General features: G+C 73.9%; 6 protein-coding genes. All 6 read left to right on the top strand.

Annotated elements, in window-relative coordinates; all coding sequences use genetic code 11:
* Positions 1–28: 28 nt before the first annotated feature.
* Genes ACFXI3_RS08055 through glyA form a run of 6 tightly spaced genes read left to right on the top strand, consistent with a single transcriptional unit; the run spans position 29 to position 16049 of the window.
* Complete coding sequence (locus ACFXI3_RS08055) at positions 29–6577, top strand: amino acid adenylation domain-containing protein (RefSeq protein ID WP_378398811.1); 6549 nt, start codon at positions 29–31, stop codon at positions 6575–6577.
* Positions 6574–11754, top strand: coding sequence for an amino acid adenylation domain-containing protein (locus ACFXI3_RS08050; protein WP_378398809.1), 5181 nt, complete (start codon positions 6574–6576; stop codon positions 11752–11754). Before ACFXI3_RS08055 ends, ACFXI3_RS08050 begins: the two co-directional genes overlap by 4 nt.
* Positions 11751–12857 carry a saccharopine dehydrogenase NADP-binding domain-containing protein gene (locus ACFXI3_RS08045; protein ID WP_378398807.1) on the top strand — a complete coding sequence of 369 codons (1107 nt, stop codon included), beginning with the start codon at positions 11751–11753 and terminating at the stop codon, positions 12855–12857. The genes ACFXI3_RS08050 and ACFXI3_RS08045 overlap by 4 nt, the downstream gene beginning before the upstream one ends.
* A complete protein-coding gene (locus ACFXI3_RS08040) occupies positions 12854–13969 on the top strand; it encodes a Gfo/Idh/MocA family oxidoreductase (RefSeq protein ID WP_378398805.1) in 1116 nt (371 codons plus the stop codon). Before ACFXI3_RS08045 ends, ACFXI3_RS08040 begins: the two co-directional genes overlap by 4 nt.
* Positions 13966–14733, top strand: coding sequence for a thioesterase II family protein (locus tag ACFXI3_RS08035; protein ID WP_378398803.1), 768 nt, complete (start codon positions 13966–13968; stop codon positions 14731–14733). The genes ACFXI3_RS08040 and ACFXI3_RS08035 overlap by 4 nt, the downstream gene beginning before the upstream one ends.
* Positions 14730–16049 (top strand): serine hydroxymethyltransferase, encoded by a 1320-nt coding sequence (glyA, locus tag ACFXI3_RS08030; RefSeq protein WP_378398801.1) that lies wholly within the window; start codon positions 14730–14732, stop codon positions 16047–16049. Before ACFXI3_RS08035 ends, glyA begins: the two co-directional genes overlap by 4 nt.
* Positions 16050–16197 lie beyond the last annotated feature (148 nt).

The raw sequence follows: 16197 nt of genomic DNA, 5'->3' as shown, positions 1-16197 counted from the left end.
TCCTGTCCCCGCGAATCCCGGGAGCGTGATGGACGGCATCAGCGACGTGGCGGACTCCGCCGCGGCGGTGCTCACCGAAGAGAACATCCGCGCGGACGTCGCCGCGATGCTGCCGGACGCGGACCGGCTCGCCGCGACTGGCGGCGATCTGATCGCGTGCGGCCTGGATTCCCTTTCGGTGATGCGGCTCGCCGCGCGCTGGCGGGCGCGCGGAAAGCAGGTCCGGTTCGCCGACCTGATGGAACGGCCGACCCTGCGCGAATGGTGCGCTCTGCTGGCGACCGGCGACCCGGTCGAGCGGGCCGGGCCGCCGCTGCCCGAGATCGACGAGAGCGAGCCGTTCGAACTGGCTCCGATGCAGTACGCGTACTGGGTCGGCCGGGACGAGACGTTCGCGCTCGCCGGGGTGACCACGCACTTCTACGCGGAGTTCGACGGCAGCGGGGTGGAACCGGCCCGGCTGGAGCGCGCGGTGCGGGCGCTCGCCCGGCGGCACGGGATGCTCCGGTTGCGCGTGCTCGGCGACGGGACGCAGCAGATCCTTCCCGAATCCGGGTGGCGCGGACTCGCCGTGCACGACTTGCGCGAGCTTCCCGAAGCCGAGGTGCAGCGCCAGCTCGGGGAAATCCGGGAACGGCTTTCGCACCGCACGTTCGCCGTCGCCGATGGCGAGGTGTTCGACCTCGCGCTCTCGCTGCTTCCCGGCGGGCACACGCGCATGCACCTCGACCTCGACATGATCGCGGCCGACGCGCTGAGCTTCCGGATCATGCTGCGGGACCTCGCCGCCTGCTACGCGGGCGAGGCCGACCTGCCGCCGCTGGAGTTCAGCTTCCCGCGCTACCTGGCCCAGCGCAGAGAAGAACGGGAACAGGCTCGCGAGCGCGACCGGGAGTACTGGGAGGAGCGGCTGCCGCAGTTGCCGGGCGCGCCCGCGCTGCCGCTCGCGGTCGCCCCGGAACGGCTCGACCGGCACCGGGTGGCCCGGCGCTTCGCCACGCTGAGCGCCCAGGAGCGCGAGGTGCTGGCGGGGCACGCGGCCGAGCACGGGGTGACCCTGCCGATGGTTTTCGCCGCCGCGTTCTGCCACGTGCTGGCCGCGTGGAGCGAGGAGCCGGATTTCCTGCTGAACGTCCCGCTGTTCGACCGCGAGCCGGTGCACCCGGATGTCGACGGCCTGGTCGGCGATTTCACCAACCTGCTGCTGGTCGGCGTGCACGCGGGCAGTGCGCGCACGGTGCCGGGGCTGGCCCGGCAGCTGCAGGACCGGATCCGGGAGGACGCGGCGCACTCCGGGTTCACCGGGCTGGACGTGCTGCGCGAGCTGACCCGTGCCAGGGGCCTGGCGCGCCAGGCGGTCGCGCCGGTCGTCTTCACCAGCGCGATCGGGCTCGGCGAGCTGTTCGGCGACCGGATCCGCGAGTGCTTCGGGGAAGCGGGATGGAACATTTCCCAAGCCCCGCAGGTGTGGCTCGACTTCCAGGTCACCGAGCAGTCCGGCGGCCTGCTGCTGAACTGGGACGCGGTGGAGGGCCTGTTCGCCGAAGGCGTGCTGGACGCGATGTTCGACGGCTACGTCCGTTTGCTCCGCGAGCTGCTCGCGAACAGGCAGTGGGCCGAGCCGGTGGACTCGTTGCTGCCCGCCGCGCAGCTCGCCCGGCGAGCGGAACTCGGCGACACCGGGGGAGCCGAGCGCGAAACCGTGCTGGGCGCGGGGTTTTTCCGGGCGGCGCAAGAGGATCCGTCCGCGCCGGCGTTGTGCTGGGGCGACCGGGAAGGCTGGGATCGCGGCGAGCTGGCGGCCCGGGCCCGCACGGTGTCCGGGTTGCTGGCCGAGCACGGTGTGCGCCCGGGCGACGTCGTGGCGATCACCCTGCCGAAGGGGCCGCAGCAGATCGCGGCGGTGCTCGGAGCGGTGCACGCGGGCGCCGTGTTCGTTCCGGTCGGCCGGGATCTCCCGCCGTCGCGGCGCCACGAGCTGTATCTCGACTCGGGTGCGGCGGTCGTGCTGGGCGAAGCGGCCGAACCGGGATCGCCGGTGCCGGTGGTCGCGGTGACCGCCGGGGCGCCCGAACGCGCGGACCGCGTTCCGGTCGACCCGGAGTCCTGCGCGTACCTGATCTACACCTCCGGCTCGACCGGTCGGCCCAAAGGCGTGCGCATGTCGCACCGGGCGGCCCGCAACACCGTCGAGGACATCGGCGACCGGGCCGGGATCGGTCCGGCCGACCGCGGGCTCGCGGTCTCGGCGCTCGACCACGACTGGGCGGTGTACGACGTCTTCGCTTTCCTCGACGCCGGCGCGAGCCTGGTGGTGCTCGACGACGGCATCCGCCGGGACGCGCACGCCTGGCTCGAGCTCGTCGGCAGGCACCGCGTCACGGTGTGGACGTCGGTGCCCGCGCTGCTGGACATGCTGCTGGTCGTCGCGGAGGCGGCGGGACAGCCGCTGCCGCTGCGGATCGCGCTGGTCGGCGGCGACTGGGTCGGGCCTGACCTGTGGGCGCGGCTGCGCGCGCTGGCCCCCGGCGCGCGGCTCGTCGCGCTGGGCGGCGCGACCGAGGTCGGCATCCACTCCACCTGGCACGAGGCGGGGCCGCCGCTGCCGGGCTGGCCGTCGGTGCCTTACGGCGGGCCGCTGCGCAATCAGGCGATCCGCGTGGTGGACCGGCTGGGCCGGGACTGCCCGGACTGGGTGCCGGGCGAGCTGTGGCTCGGCGGCACCGGGGTCGGGCTGGGCTATCACGGCGATCCCGAGCTGACCGCGCGGCGGTTCGTCGCGCACGCCGGGCAGCGCTGGTACCGCACCGGCGACCTGGTGCGCCTGCGGCCCGGCGGCGAGCTGGAATTCCTGGGCCGCACCGATTTCCAGGTCAAGATCCTCGGCCACCGGATCGAGCTCGGGGAGATCGAGCACGCGCTGGCGGCGCTCCCCGAAGTCGCCAGGGCGGTCGCGGTGGTGGACGACCGCGGCGACCGGCCGGTGCTGGGCGCGGCGGTGGTGCCGGTCGCCGAAGCCGAGGTGCAGCCAGACGAGCTGTCCGCGGCCTTGGCCCGCGTGCTGCCGGACTACCTGGTGCCGCGGCGGATCGTCGCCGTGCCGGCGCTGCCGCTGAACGCGAACGGCAAGATCGACCGGCGCGCGGTGCGGGAACTGCTCGGAGAGGAGGCACCGCGGGACCGCGGCGGACCACCGTCCGGCCCCGCCGAGCTCGCGGTCGCCGAGATCTGGGCGCGGCTGCTGAACGCCGAGCGGATCGAACGCGACGACGATTTCTTCGCTCTCGGCGGCAACAGCCTGCTGGCCACCCGGCTGCTGGTCGCGTTGCGCGAGGCCGAACTGGGCGGAGCCGGGCTGGCGGACCTGTTCGCCGCGCCGACGCTGCGCGAGTTCGCACAGCGGCTGTCGCCGGAGGAAACGCCTGCGGCGGCGGTGCTGACCGCGGATCCGGAGCACCGGTACGACCCGTTCCCGGCGACCGGCGTGCAGTGGGCCTACTGGGTCGGCAGGCGCGCCGAATTCGCGCTGGGCAGCGTCGGTTCGTTGTGGTACTGGGAATTTGACGGCACCGGGATTGACACGGCCGCGTTGGAACGCGCGTGGAACACGGTGGTGCGGCGGCACGACATGCTGCGCGCGGTGTTCGACGACAACGGGGACCAGCGCGTGCTGCCCGAGGTCCCGGACACCCGGATTCCGGTCTCGCACGGCGAAGCCGAGCTCGCCGCAATGCGGGAACGGTTGAGCCGCAGGGTGTTCGACCCGGCGGTGTGGCCGATGTTCGACCTCGCCGTGGTCGAGTACGGCGACGGACGCGCCCGGCTCGGGGTGGGCCTGGACTTCCTGGTGCTCGACGCGCTCAGCATCATGACCGTGTTCGCGGAGCTGGCGCAGCTGTACGCCGACCCGGAGGCGCAGCTCCCGCCGATCGGAGTGTCCTTCCGCGACTGCGTGCTCGGCGGGGCACCGGACCCGCGCAAGCGCGAGGAAGACCGGGAGTGGTGGCTCGAGCGGCTGGAGACACTTCCGGCCGCGCCGCGGCTGCCAGCGGTCGCCTCGGCGGCTCCAGTCGGGCCGGAAGCCTTCACCCGCCGCGAGTTCCGGTTGTCCGAGCAGCAGTGGCAGCGGATGTCGCGGGCGGCCGCCCGACACGGCGTGACGCCGTCCACGGCGGTCCTCGCCGCGTTCGCGACGGTGCTGCGGCATTGGAGCGAGGAGCGGGCGGCCACGCTGAACCTGACCCTGTTCGACCGGCCTCCGCTGCATCCGGACATCTCCCGGGTGGTCGGCGACTTCACTTCGCTGCTGCTGGTCGCCGACGAACCGGCGGCGGGGGAGAGTTTCCGCGACGCCGCGCGGCGGCTGCAGGAACGGGTGTGGACCGACATGCAGCACACCGCGTTCTCCGGCATCGACGTGCTGCGCGAGCTGGCGCGCCGCTCCGGCGGCCCGTCGGCGGCGATGCCGGTGGTGTTCACCAGCACGATGGGCATGGGGCAGCTCTCGGCCAGCCCGTTCGACCTGCGGATGCCCTTCGGCGAGTACTGCTGGGGCCAGTCGCAGACCCCGCAGGTCTGGCTCGACCACCAGGTCAGCGAGTACCGGGGCGGGCTGCTGCTCAACTGGGACGTGCTGGAGACCGCGTTCCCGCCCGGGCTGGTCGACGCGATGTTTGCGGCGTACCGCGAGCTGCTGCACCGGCTCGCGGACGACGGCGCGGACTGGTCGGTCCCGGTGCGCCCGCAGCTTCCCGAAGCGCAGCGGCAGCGCCGGGCGGAGGTCAACGCCACCCGGGGTCCGCTGCCGGAAGGCCTGCTGCACGACGGCTTTCTCGCGCGGGCGGCCGACCGGCCGGAGCGGACGGCGGTGTGCTGGGGCGTCGACCGGAGCCTGAGTTACGGCGCGCTGCGCGACCGCGCGCTGCGGGTCGCCGGGGCGCTGGCCGCGCGCGGCGTCCGGGCCGGAGACGCGGTCGCGGTGACCCTCCCGAAGGGACCGGACCAGATCGCCGCGGTGCTCGGTGTGCTCTGCGCGGGCGGCGTTTACGTGCCGGTCGGCGTTTCGCAGCCGGAGATCCGCCGGGACCGCATTTACCGCACCGCCGAGGCGAAAGCGGTGCTGGCCGAAGCCGGCGCCGAGGCGCCGCCGGGCTGCCCGGTCGTCCTCCCCGAGGAGATCGAAGCCGCGCCGCCGCTGACTGAACCGGTGCGGCGGCGGCCGGAAGACCCCGCGTATGTCATCTTCACCTCCGGTTCCACCGGCGTGCCGAAGGGCGTCGTCGTGGCGCACCGGGCCGCGCTGAACACCGTGGCCGACATCAACGACCGGTTCGCGGTCGGCGCCGAGGACCGGGTGCTGGCCGTCTCGGCGCTGGACTTCGACCTTTCCGTGTACGACATTTTCGGCCTCCTCGCCGCGGGCGGAGCACTGGTGCTCCCGGCCGAGGACGAGCGGCGCGATCCCGGGTCCTGGCTCGACCTGGCCCGGCGGCGCCGCGTCACGCTGTGGAACTCGGTGCCGGCCCTGCTGGACATGCTCCTCGCCGAAGCGGGCGGCACGTCGCTCCCGCGATCGCTGCGGGCCGCGCTGGTCTCCGGCGACTGGGTGGGCCTCGACCTGCCCGGCCGCCTCGCCGCGAGCACCGACGGCCGCTGCCGCCTGGTCGCGCTGGGCGGTGCCACCGAAGCGGCCATCTGGTCCAACGCCTTCGAGGTGTCCGCGCCCGATCCGGACTGGGTGTCCGTGCCGTACGGCTTCCCGTTGCGCAATCAGCGGTTCCGCGTAGTCGGGCCGGACGGCGAAGACCGGCCGGACTGGGTGCCCGGCGAGCTGTGGATCGGCGGGGCCGGGGTCGCCGAGGGCTACCGGGGCGACCCGGAGCGGACCGCCGAGCGGTTCGTGCGCGGCGACGGCGAGCGCTGGTACCGGACCGGCGATTCCGGCCGCTACTGGCCCGACGGCACGCTCGAATTCCTCGGCCGCACCGACCACCAGGTCAAGGTGCGCGGGCACCGGATCGAACTCGGCGAGATCGAAGCCGTGCTAAGTACGCACCCGGCGGTGCGGGCCGCAGTGGCGGTGGACGTGCGCGCGGCGGGCGTCCGCCTGGCCGCGGCGGTCTCACTCCGGCCCGGCGAGACCCCGCCGGACGCCGGGGAGCTGACGGAGTTCCTGGCCGGACGGCTGCCGGATTACATGGTCCCGCAGTGGTTCGAGGTGCTGGAGCGGCTGCCGCTGACCGCCAACGGGAAGGTCGACCGCGCCGCGGTCCGCGCCGGGCTGGCGGAGGCGGAGCCCGCCCCGGCGGAACCGCCGTCCGGCCCGGTGGAAACCAGCGTCGCCCGCCTGTGGTCGAGCCTGCTCGGCGTCGAATCGGTCGGCAGGCACGCGAGTTTCTTCGCGCTCGGCGGGGACAGCCTGCTCGCCACCCGGCTGCTCGAGCTGACCCGGACCCGATTCTCCGTCGAGATCACCCTGCGCCAGCTGCTCGGCTCGCCGAGCGTCGCCGAGCAGGCCCGGATCATCGGCGAACTGACCGAACGCCCGGTCGCCACCGTGGAAGAGGGAGTGCTGTGACGGACGCGCTGGACACCGCAACCGCCCCGGTCGACGTGCCGCGGCTGGTGGCGGAGCTGGAAGGGCTCGGCGTCGAGCTGTGGCAGGACGAGAGCGGCGGGCTGCGGTTCCGCGCGCCGCGCGGAGTGCTGACCGAAGACCGCAAAGCGGCGCTGCGCGCGGCGAAACCGCAGTTGCTGGACTACCTGCGGGAGGCGGCTCACGAACGCGCGGAACCGGATCCGGCGGCGGCCGGGAAGCCGTTCCCGCTCACCGGTGTCCAAGCCGCCTATCTGCTCGGCCGCCGGGACGTGATCGCCTACGGCCGGGTGGGCTGCCACGCGTACGGCGAACTGGATTTCCCCGATCTCGACGGGGACCGGGTCGGCGAGATCTGGCGGGCATTGGTGGCCCGGCACGGGATGCTGCGCGCGGTGGTCGACGCCGACGGGTCCCAGCGGGTGCTCGCCGAGGTGCCGCCGCTGGCGGTGCCGGTCGCGCAGGCGCGCGACGAGGCGGAGTTCGACCGGGCCAGGGAGCGGACCCGCGCTGAACTGGACCACCGGGTGTATTCGCCGGGCGAGTGGCCGTTGTTCGACGTGCGGGTCACCCGCGGCGCGGGCCGGGCGACGCTGCACCTGTCGATCGACTTCCTGATCGCCGATTTCGTCAGCATCCAGGTGCTGCTGGACGAGTTTTCCCGGCTCCGCGCCGATCCGGACCTGGTGCTGCCGGAACTGGGAATCGGCTATCGCGACTATCTGCTCGCCGAGCGGCGGCTGAGCGGCACCCGCCGCTACCGCGCCGACCGCGAGTACTGGCTGTCCCGAGTGGACAGTCTGCCGCCCGCGCCGGAACTCCCGATCCGCCCGGAGGTCCGCGACGGCGCGCCGGTCCGGTTCGCCCGGCACACGGCGACACTGGACGCCGGGCGTTTCGCGGAGCTGTCGCGGATCGCCGGCACGCACGGGGTGACCGCGTCCGCGGCGGTGCTGGCCGCGTACGCGGAAGTGATCGGCCGGTGGAGCAGGCGCCGCCGATTCACCCTCGACCTGACCGTGCTGAGCCGTTTGCCGCTGCACGAGCAGGTGGACCGGCTGGTCGGCGATTTCACCGGCATCCTGCCGCTGGAGGTCGACGCGGGGGCGAAACCCCGGTTCGCCGAGCGGGCCGCGGTGCTGCAGGACCAGCTGTGGGCGGACCTCGACCATCGGCTCTTCAGCGGAGTCGAGGTGCTGCGCGAGATGGCGCGCCGCCGCGGCCAGGACGCGGCGCTGATGCCGGTGGTGTTCACCAGCGCGCTCGGCCTCGGCTCGGCTTCGAGCGGCCCGGCCGCTCCCGGCTACGGCATCAGCCAGACGCCGCAGGTCTGGATCGACTGCCAGGTGCTCGAGCACGCGGGCGCGCTGACGGTGAACTGGGACGTGCGCGAAGGCGTGTTCCCGGACGGGGTCGCCGCGGACATGTTCGGCGCCTTCGCGGATCTGCTGCGCGGACTGGCGGACGGCGAGCGGCACTGGTCCGCGGAGTCGCCGGTCCCGCTGCCCGCGGCGCAGGAACGGCGGAGGGCCGAGGCCAACGCCACCGCCGGGCCGCTGCCCAGCGGGCTGCTGCACGGCGAGGTCGTCGAGCAGGCGCGGCGGACCCCGGACCGGCCGGCGGTGATCACCCCGGCGGAGACGCTGACGTATCGCGAGCTGGTCGGCCGGGCGGCCGCCGTCGCGCGGAGATTGTCCGAAAAGGGTTGCGGCGCCGGGGATCTGGTCGCGGTGGCGGCGGAGACCGGAGCCGGGCAGATCGTCGCGGTGTTCGGCGCGCTGCTGGCCGGGGCGGCCTACCTGCCCATCGACGTCCGGCAGCCGGCCGCCCGGCAGCAACAGCTGGTCGAGCGGTCCGGGGCGCGCTTCGCGGTCGTCGGCCCCGGCGCGGCGGCGCTGGCCGGACCGGTGGTGCTCGAAGCGGACGGTTCCGCCGCGGAACCGCCGCCGGTGACCGGCGACCCGGACGAACGCGCGTACGTCATCTACACCTCCGGCTCGACCGGCTACCCGAAGGGCGTGGTGGTGACTCACCGCGCGGCGGGCAACACCGTGGCCGACATCAACCGCCGGTTCGCGGTGACCGGCGACGACCGGGTGCTCGGGGTGGCGAGCCTCGCGTTCGACCTGTCGGTGTACGACGTGTTCGGCCCGCTTTCCGTCGGCGGGGCGCTGGTGCTGCCCGAGCACAGCCGCCGGGGCGATCCGTCGCACTGGGCCGAGCTGATGCGCGCGCGCCGGGTGACCCTGTGGAATTCGGTGCCCGCGCAAATGCAGATGCTCGCGGAGTACCTGCGGGTGGACACCGCCGCCGCCCCGCCGCTGCGGCTGACGCTGCTGTCCGGCGACTGGATCCCGGTGCGGCTTCCCGGCCGGATCCGCGAACTGCTGCCCGGCGCCGAGGTGATCAGCCTCGGCGGGGCGACCGAGGCGGCGATCTGGTCGATCTGGCACCCGGTCGGCGAGGTGCCCGAGGACGCGGCGTCCGTCCCGTACGGGCGGCCGCTGACCAACCAGACCTTCCACGTGCTGGACGAACTCGGGCGTCCGTGTCCGGAATGGACAGTCGGGGAGCTCTTCATCGGCGGGGTCGGCGTGGCAACCGGCTATCTCGGCGACGAGGAGCAGACCCGGCAGCGGTTCGGGACCGATCCGGCGGGCGGGCGGCGCTACCGCACCGGCGACCTCGGTCGTTGGCTGCCGAGCGGCGACATCGAATTCCTCGGCCGCGAGGACCAGCAGGTGAAGATCCGCGGGCACCGCATCGAACTGGCCGAGATCGAAAGCGCGCTGGCCGAGCACCCCTCGGTGGGTGCGGCGGCGGTGCTCGTCGAGGGCGAGAGCGTTCTCGATCGCGGACTCGCCGCGTTCGTGGAGCCCGCGCCGCGCGACGAGCCCGAGCCGGACCGGCTCCCGGCGGTGCTCGCCTCGGCCGCCGCGGCGGAACTGGCCGCCGTCCGGTCCGAAATGGACCCTTCGCGGGCGGTGTCGTTCGCCCGGCAGCTGGACCGCACGGCGTTGCTGGCCATGGTGCGCGCCTTGCGGGAGCAGGGATTGTTCGCCACCGCCGATTCCCGGCACACGGTCGAAGAGGTGTTCCGGACGGCGGGCGTCACGCCCAAACACGAGCGACTCGTCCGGCGGTGGATCAACGCGCTGGAGCAGAACGGAATGCTGGTCCGGGACGACGGCGTGCTCACCGGGGTGCCGCCGGTGACCGCGGCCGACCTCGAACAGGCGTGGCGCGAGGTGGACGAACTGCAGCCCGGCGGCGGGCAGCGGCCGGAGCTGGTCGAGTACTTCCACACCGCCTGCGCCCATCTGCCGGAGCTGCTGCGCGAGGACGCGGACCCGGTGCAGCTGCTGTTCCCGGAAGGCCGGGTGGACATCCAGGAATCGGCCTACCAGGGCAACTTCCTGAGCAACTCGCTCAACCGGCTGGTCGAATCCGCGGTCACCGGGCTGGCCGCGGACCGCGACGGGCCGCTGAGCCTGCTGGAGGTCGGCGCGGGCGTCGGCGGGGCGAGCATCGACCTGATCCCCGCTCTGGCCCAGTACGACGTGGACTATCTGTTCACCGACGTTTCGCGGTTCTTCCTCAACCAGGCGCGCGAACGGTTCGGCGAGCAGTACCCGTGGGTCGGCTACGGGCTGTTCGACCTGAACGAGGACTACCGGACGCAAGGGCTGCGGGCCAACAGCACCGACGTGATCCTGTGCGCGAACGTGCTGCACTACGCGCGCGACGCGGCACAGGCGCTCGGCCGGCTGCGCGAGCTACTGCGTCCCGGCGGCTGGCTGGTGTTCATCGAGACCACCCGCGACAACTACCAGATCCTCACCTCGATGGAGTTCCTCTTCGACGCCAAGTCCGGCGATTTCGCCGACGTGCGGGCGGGCCGGGACCAGACGTTCATTTCCCTGCCGCAATGGCGGGAACTGCTTGCCGGGGCCGGCGCCGACGCGGTCGTGCAGCTGTCCGCGGGCGACGAGGCGCTCGACCGGATCGGCATGCACGCGTTCGCCGCGCGGTTCAAGTCCGGCCGCGAGCCCGCGCACGATCTCGACCTGCTCGACGATCTCGCCGAACGGCTGCCGGACTACATGGTCCCCGGCAGGCTGGAGGTGCTGGACGAACTGCCGCTCACCGGGAACGGCAAGGTGGACCGCGCCGCGCTGGCGAAGCTGCTGCCGGACCGGGCGGCCCCGGCGGGCCCGGTCGCGCAGTCCCGGCCGGAGGGCGAGCTGGAGGCCGCGGTGGCGCAGGTGTGGTGCCGCGTGCTCGGCCGCACCGAGGTGGGCCGCGACCAGGACATCTTCGAGCTCGGCGGGGACTCGCTGGTCGCCGCGCAGATCGTCGGCGAGGTCAAGGAGCAGCTGCCGCAGGCGGCCGGGCTGTTCTTCGACGAGCTGCTGCGCGATGTGCTGGAGGGAGCCACCGTCGCGGAGCTGGCCGGGCGGCTCTCCGGCGAGAGCGACGCGGCGGCACCCGCCGCGCACAGCGGTCCCGAACTGGTCGAATTGGCACCGGGTTCCGGGCCGCGCACCTGGGTGGTCGTGGGCGACGGGACCGGGGAGCCGAGATGGGACCCGGGGCTGGTGTCCGGGCCGGTGTCCGGACTCCGGCCGGGCACCGCGCCGGTGCCCGCGCCGCTGGTGCAGCGGCTCGCCGACGCGTACGTCCCGCTGCTTCCCGAAACCGGGGAAATCGCCTTGTACGGCAACGATTCCGGCGGACTGGTGGCGCTCGAGCTAGGCCGCCGCCTCGCCGAGGCCGGCCGGCCGCCTGCCGCCCTGACCGTGGTGGTGCGCAGCCCGATCGGCTACCGCGACGACGAGCCGGTCGGCTACTTCTTCGCGCGCACGCTCGGCCTCGACCTGCCGGCGACCCCGGACGATTCGGAGGTCGCGGCGGCGCTGGAGAACGGCACTCCGGCGGGCGCGGCGTGGAACCCGTCCGGCTTCGGACCGGAGCTGGCCGAACGGTTCGACGCCTACCAGCGCGCGGCGCGGGAACAGGCGAGCGCGGAACCGGAGCTGTACACCGGCGACGTGACGCTGGTGCTCGATTTCGACACCGATGCGTGGCCGTCGGCGGCGAACCGGGTCAGGGATTACTGGCAGCGGGTCTGCCTCGGAGAACTGGCGGTCAAGGGATGACCCGGCGGATCGGCGTGCTCGGCGGATACGGCGCGGTCGGCAGCGCGGCGGTCCGGCTGCTCGCGGAGCGGTTCGACGGGATCGTGCGGATCGGCGGACGGGACGGAAAACGCGCCGAGGCGGCGGCGGAAGCGCTGGCGGCGGGCGAAGCGGCCGAGGTGGATCTGTGGGAGGACGCGGCGCTCGCGGCGTTCTGCCGGGACTGCGAGGTCGTCGTCCACGCCGGCGGGCCGTCGTACCAGGTGGTCGACCGGGTGGCCCGCGCCGCGTTCGCCGCCGGTGCGGATTACGTCGACGCGGGCGGCGATCTGCCGCTGTACGAAAGCCTCGCCGGAACGGAACGCCGTGCACTGGTGACGGCGGGCATGATGCCGGGACTGAGCGGCTTGCTGCCGCGCTGGCTCGCGGCGCGGACCGGCCCGGTCGCGCGGCTGGAGGCCTACGCCGGCGTGCTGGACCAGCTGACGCCGGCCGGTGCGGTGGACTACCTGCTGAGCCTCGGCGGACGGGACGGCGAATCGCAGGCGGTGTGGCAGGACGGACGCCGGGTCACGCGGTCCGCGGCTCCGCGGACGGACGTGCGGCTCCCGTTCTTCCCCGGCGTGGTCAGCGCGTTCCCGTACCTGGGCTACGAACCCGAGCGGCTGGCCCGGCAGCTCGCGATCCCGGACGTGCGCTGGTACTCCGTCTTCGACGGCGGGGCCGCGATGATGGCCGCGCTGGCCCGGTTGCAGGGCGCGATGTCCGGCGAAGGCGACCTGGCCGCCGCCGCGGCCGAGCTAGCGGAGGCCGCGGAGCTGGACATGTTCGGCCGCGAGCCGTACCAGCGGATGGTGTTCACCGCGCATCCGGTCGACGGTTCGGCTCCGCGCACGCTGGTGGCGGGGTCGCGGGACACCTCCGTGCTCACCGGCACCGTGTGCGGGCTTGCCGCGCTGCAGGTCCTGTCCGGCGCCGTCGCGCCCGGCCGGGCGTTCGCGGCGGAAGCGCTGGACGCGGAAACCCTCGTGGCCGACCTGCGCGAGACGGACGCGTTGAACGTGTTCGAGCTGATGACCGACGCGGCCGAGGCGGATGAAGCGGCCGAGGAGGGCGTGTTGTGAGCGTCCGGCCGAAGGCTGTGGTGTGCGGGACCGGCTTCGGTCGCGTGTACCTCGCCGGGCTCGCCGCTCCCGGCTCCCCGGTCGAGCTCGCCGGGGTGCTGGCGCGCGGCAGCGAGCGGTCGCGGGCGTGTGCGAAGCGGTACGGAGTGCCGTTGTGGCAGCAGGTCTCGGAGGTGCCGGACGACGTCCGGCAGGCGTGCGTGGTGGTGGGGTCGGCGGTCACCGGCGGCCCCGGCGCGCGGCTCGCGGACGAGCTGATGGAGCGCGGCATCGACGTGCTGCAGGAACATCCGGTGCACGGAGACGAACTGGCCGGGCATTTGCGGACCGCGCGCCGGTGCGGAGTCCGGTACCAGGTCAACAGCCACCACACGGAGGTGGCGCCGATCCGCCGGTTCATCGCCGCCGCACAAGCGTTGCGGCGCACCCAGCGACCGCTCTTCGTGACCGTGACCACCAGTGTCCAAGTCCTGTACACGGTTTTCGACATCCTGGGCCGGGCGCTGGGCGGGGTCCGCCCCTGGGGGTTCGACGAACCGGTGCGCGCTTCCGCCGCGCTGCGCGAACTGACCGGCGCGGACCATCCGTTCACGACCGTCGAGGGTGCCTTCGCCGGAGTTCCGCTGACCTTGCGGGTGCAGCACCAGCTCGACCCGCGCGAGCCGGACAACCACGCGCACATGTGGCATCGCGTCACGGTGGGCGCCGAAGGCGGAACGCTCACGCTGGTGGGCAGCGCCGGCCCGGTTCTCTGGTGCCCCCGGCCGCATTTGCCGGCGTCCGCGGGCGAGGCGACCGGATTCGACGAGCTGGCCGAACCGCACCTGGCGTACCCGGCCGCGGGCGCGCTCGGTCCGGCGGAGGCCCCGGACTGGGGCACGGTGCTGCGCGAGTTGTGGCCCGCCGCGGTGGTCCGCGCGCTGGCCGGGTTCCGCTCCGGCGACTGGGTCGCGGCGGGGCAGTACCACCTGGCGCTCAGCGCGCTCGTACAGCGGCTCACCGGTTTGCTGGGCCCGCCCGAGATGGTGCGCCGGGCCCCGCCGGCGGTGCTGTCGGCCATGGACCTGGCGGATGCGGCGACCGACGAGGAACGGGAAGAGAGGACCGGATGAGCACGCAGCACTGGCTCCGGCGCTACGAGCCGGTCCGCGACCCCGTGGCGCGGGTGGTGTGTTTTCCGCACGCCGGCGGCGGGGCGCGGTTCTTCCGGTCCTGGTGCGCCGGCCTGCCGCCCGGCGTGGAGCTGTGCGCGGTGCAGTATCCGGGCCGGGAAGACCGGATCCGGGAGCCCTGCGCGAGCGAACTGAGCCAGATCGCCGACGCTGTGGCGGAAGAACTGCTTGCCCGGCAACGGGTCCCGACCGTCCTTTTCGGACACAGCCTCGGCGCGGCGGCGGCCTACGAGACCGCGTTGCGGCTGCGGCGGGCGGGGGAGGCACCGGCCGCGCTCGCGGTGTCCGGGCGGGCGGCCCCGCACGATCCCGGCCGGATGCTGCACCGGACGAGCGACGACGAGCTGTGGGACGACGTCTGCCGCAGCGGCGGGACCAGCGCGGAAGTGCTGCGCAGCGCGGAAATGCGCGAGCTGATGCTGCCCGTGCTGCGCGCCGACTACCGGCTGAGCGAGCGCTACCTGCCCGGCGCCGAGCGGCCGCTGGACTGCCCGGTGCTGGCCTGCAACGGCGACCGGGACCCCGAGGTCGATCCGGATTCGCTGCCGGGCTGGCAGGCCGTCGCCGCGCGTCCGCTGCGGCGCCGGACCTTCCCCGGCGGGCATTTCTATCTCGTCGACCAGCGGCCCGGCGTCGTCGCCGCGGTGCTGGACCTGGTGTCCGCCACGACCCCGGCCGCCGTGCGCTGGCCGAGCATGCCGTGACCGCCGCACCGCTGGAGGCGGGGCCCGCCGCGGCGTGGCAGGAGGGATTCGCCGCGCTCGCCGCCGCGGATCCGACGCTGGTGGAACTCGCGCGGCGCCAGCATGCCGCCCGCCGCACGCGGCTGAATCTGGTGGCCGCCGCGGGACCGACCCTGTCGGAAGTCGTGGCGGCACAGGCGCTGGGCTTCGGGTCGGTGACCGCGGAAGGCTACCCCGGGCGGCGTTACCACCCGGGAGCCGAGCAGGTCGACGAGGTGGAACGGCTGGCCGTGCGCCGCGCGGAGGACTTGTTCGGCGCTCAGGGCGCGAATGTGCAGCCGCTGTCCGGTTCGGCGGCGAACCTGGCGGTGCTCAGCGGGTTGCTGAAGCCCGGCGAACCCGTGCTGTCGCTGGAGTTGTCGCACGGCGGCCACCTGTCGCACGTTTCCGGACGGGCCAATCTGTCGCGGTGGGTCGAATCCGCGCACTACCACCTGACCGCCGCCGGCGAGCCGGACGAGGACGAGTTGCTGTCCCTGGTGCGCGAGGTCCGGCCGCGCCTGCTCATCTGCGGCGGCTCGGCCTGCCCGCGGAAGATCGACTTCGCGGTGTTCCGCCGGGCCGCCGACGAGGCCGGGGCGCTGCTGATGGCCGACATCAGCCACATCAGCGGGCTGGTGGCGGCCGGAGTGCACGCGTCGCCGATGCCGTATTGCGACGTGGTGTCGACCTCGACGTACAAACAGCTGTGCGGTCCGCGCGGCGGGCTGCTGCTGTGCGGCCGCCGATCGCCGGTGACCCGCGCGATGCTCGACCGGGCGGTTTTCCCCGGCCTGCAGGGGACCCCGGACTTCGGCGCGATCGCGGCGAAAGCCGTCGCGCTGCGGTTCGCGGCGGGCCCGGTGTTCGCCGAAGCGATGCACCGCGCGACGCGGTACGCCGGTGTGCTCGCGGACGCGCTGACGGCCAGCGGAGTCGCACTGGTCGGCGGCGGCACCGACACCCACCTGATCCTGGCCGACCTGCGCGGCGCGGCGGCGACCGGGGCGCAGGTCGAGGACGCGCTGCGCGCGTGCGGGGTGCTGGTGAACAAGAACCTGGTCCCGGACGACCCCCGGCAGGCGGGCGAGACGAGCGGCATCCGGCTGGGAACGAACGAACTGGCCTTCCGCGCGCTGACCGACGACCAGGTGGCGGCGTTCGCGGCGGAACTGGCGGAGGTGGTGGCCCGTCTCCGCGACGGGGAATCGCCCCGCGAGTGCCAGGCCGCGCGACGGCTGAAGGCGACGGCGGAAGGGCTGGCCGCGGAAGGGTTCGTGGCGGGTTTCAGCGGCTAGCCAGGACGGCGGGCCCGGCTACTGCCTCTCAAAGGTGCTGGAAAACGCGCCGGTCTCGCGCTGGCCGTGTCGGCGATCGCGTTGCGGCGGGCCACGCGGGCGCCTGCGCGGCCGAGTGCGGCGGCGTGGGAGCCGTGGCCGGTGGGCG

This window comes from Amycolatopsis sp. NPDC059235 (assembly GCF_042754125.1).
Lineage (GTDB): Bacteria > Actinomycetota > Actinomycetes > Mycobacteriales > Pseudonocardiaceae > Amycolatopsis > Amycolatopsis albidoflava.
This window is presented reverse-complemented; position numbering and strand designations above follow the sequence as displayed.

Excerpts from the sequence above, each read along its gene's own strand:
- ACFXI3_RS08055 (WP_378398811.1), top strand. The coding sequence starts at position 29 with ATGGACGGCATCAGCGACGTGGCGGACTCCGCCGCGGCGGTGCTCACC.
- ACFXI3_RS08045 (WP_378398807.1), top strand. The coding sequence starts at position 11,751 with ATGACCCGGCGGATCGGCGTGCTCGGCGGATACGGCGCGGTCGGCAGC.
- ACFXI3_RS08035 (WP_378398803.1), top strand. The coding sequence starts at position 13,966 with ATGAGCACGCAGCACTGGCTCCGGCGCTACGAGCCGGTCCGCGACCCC.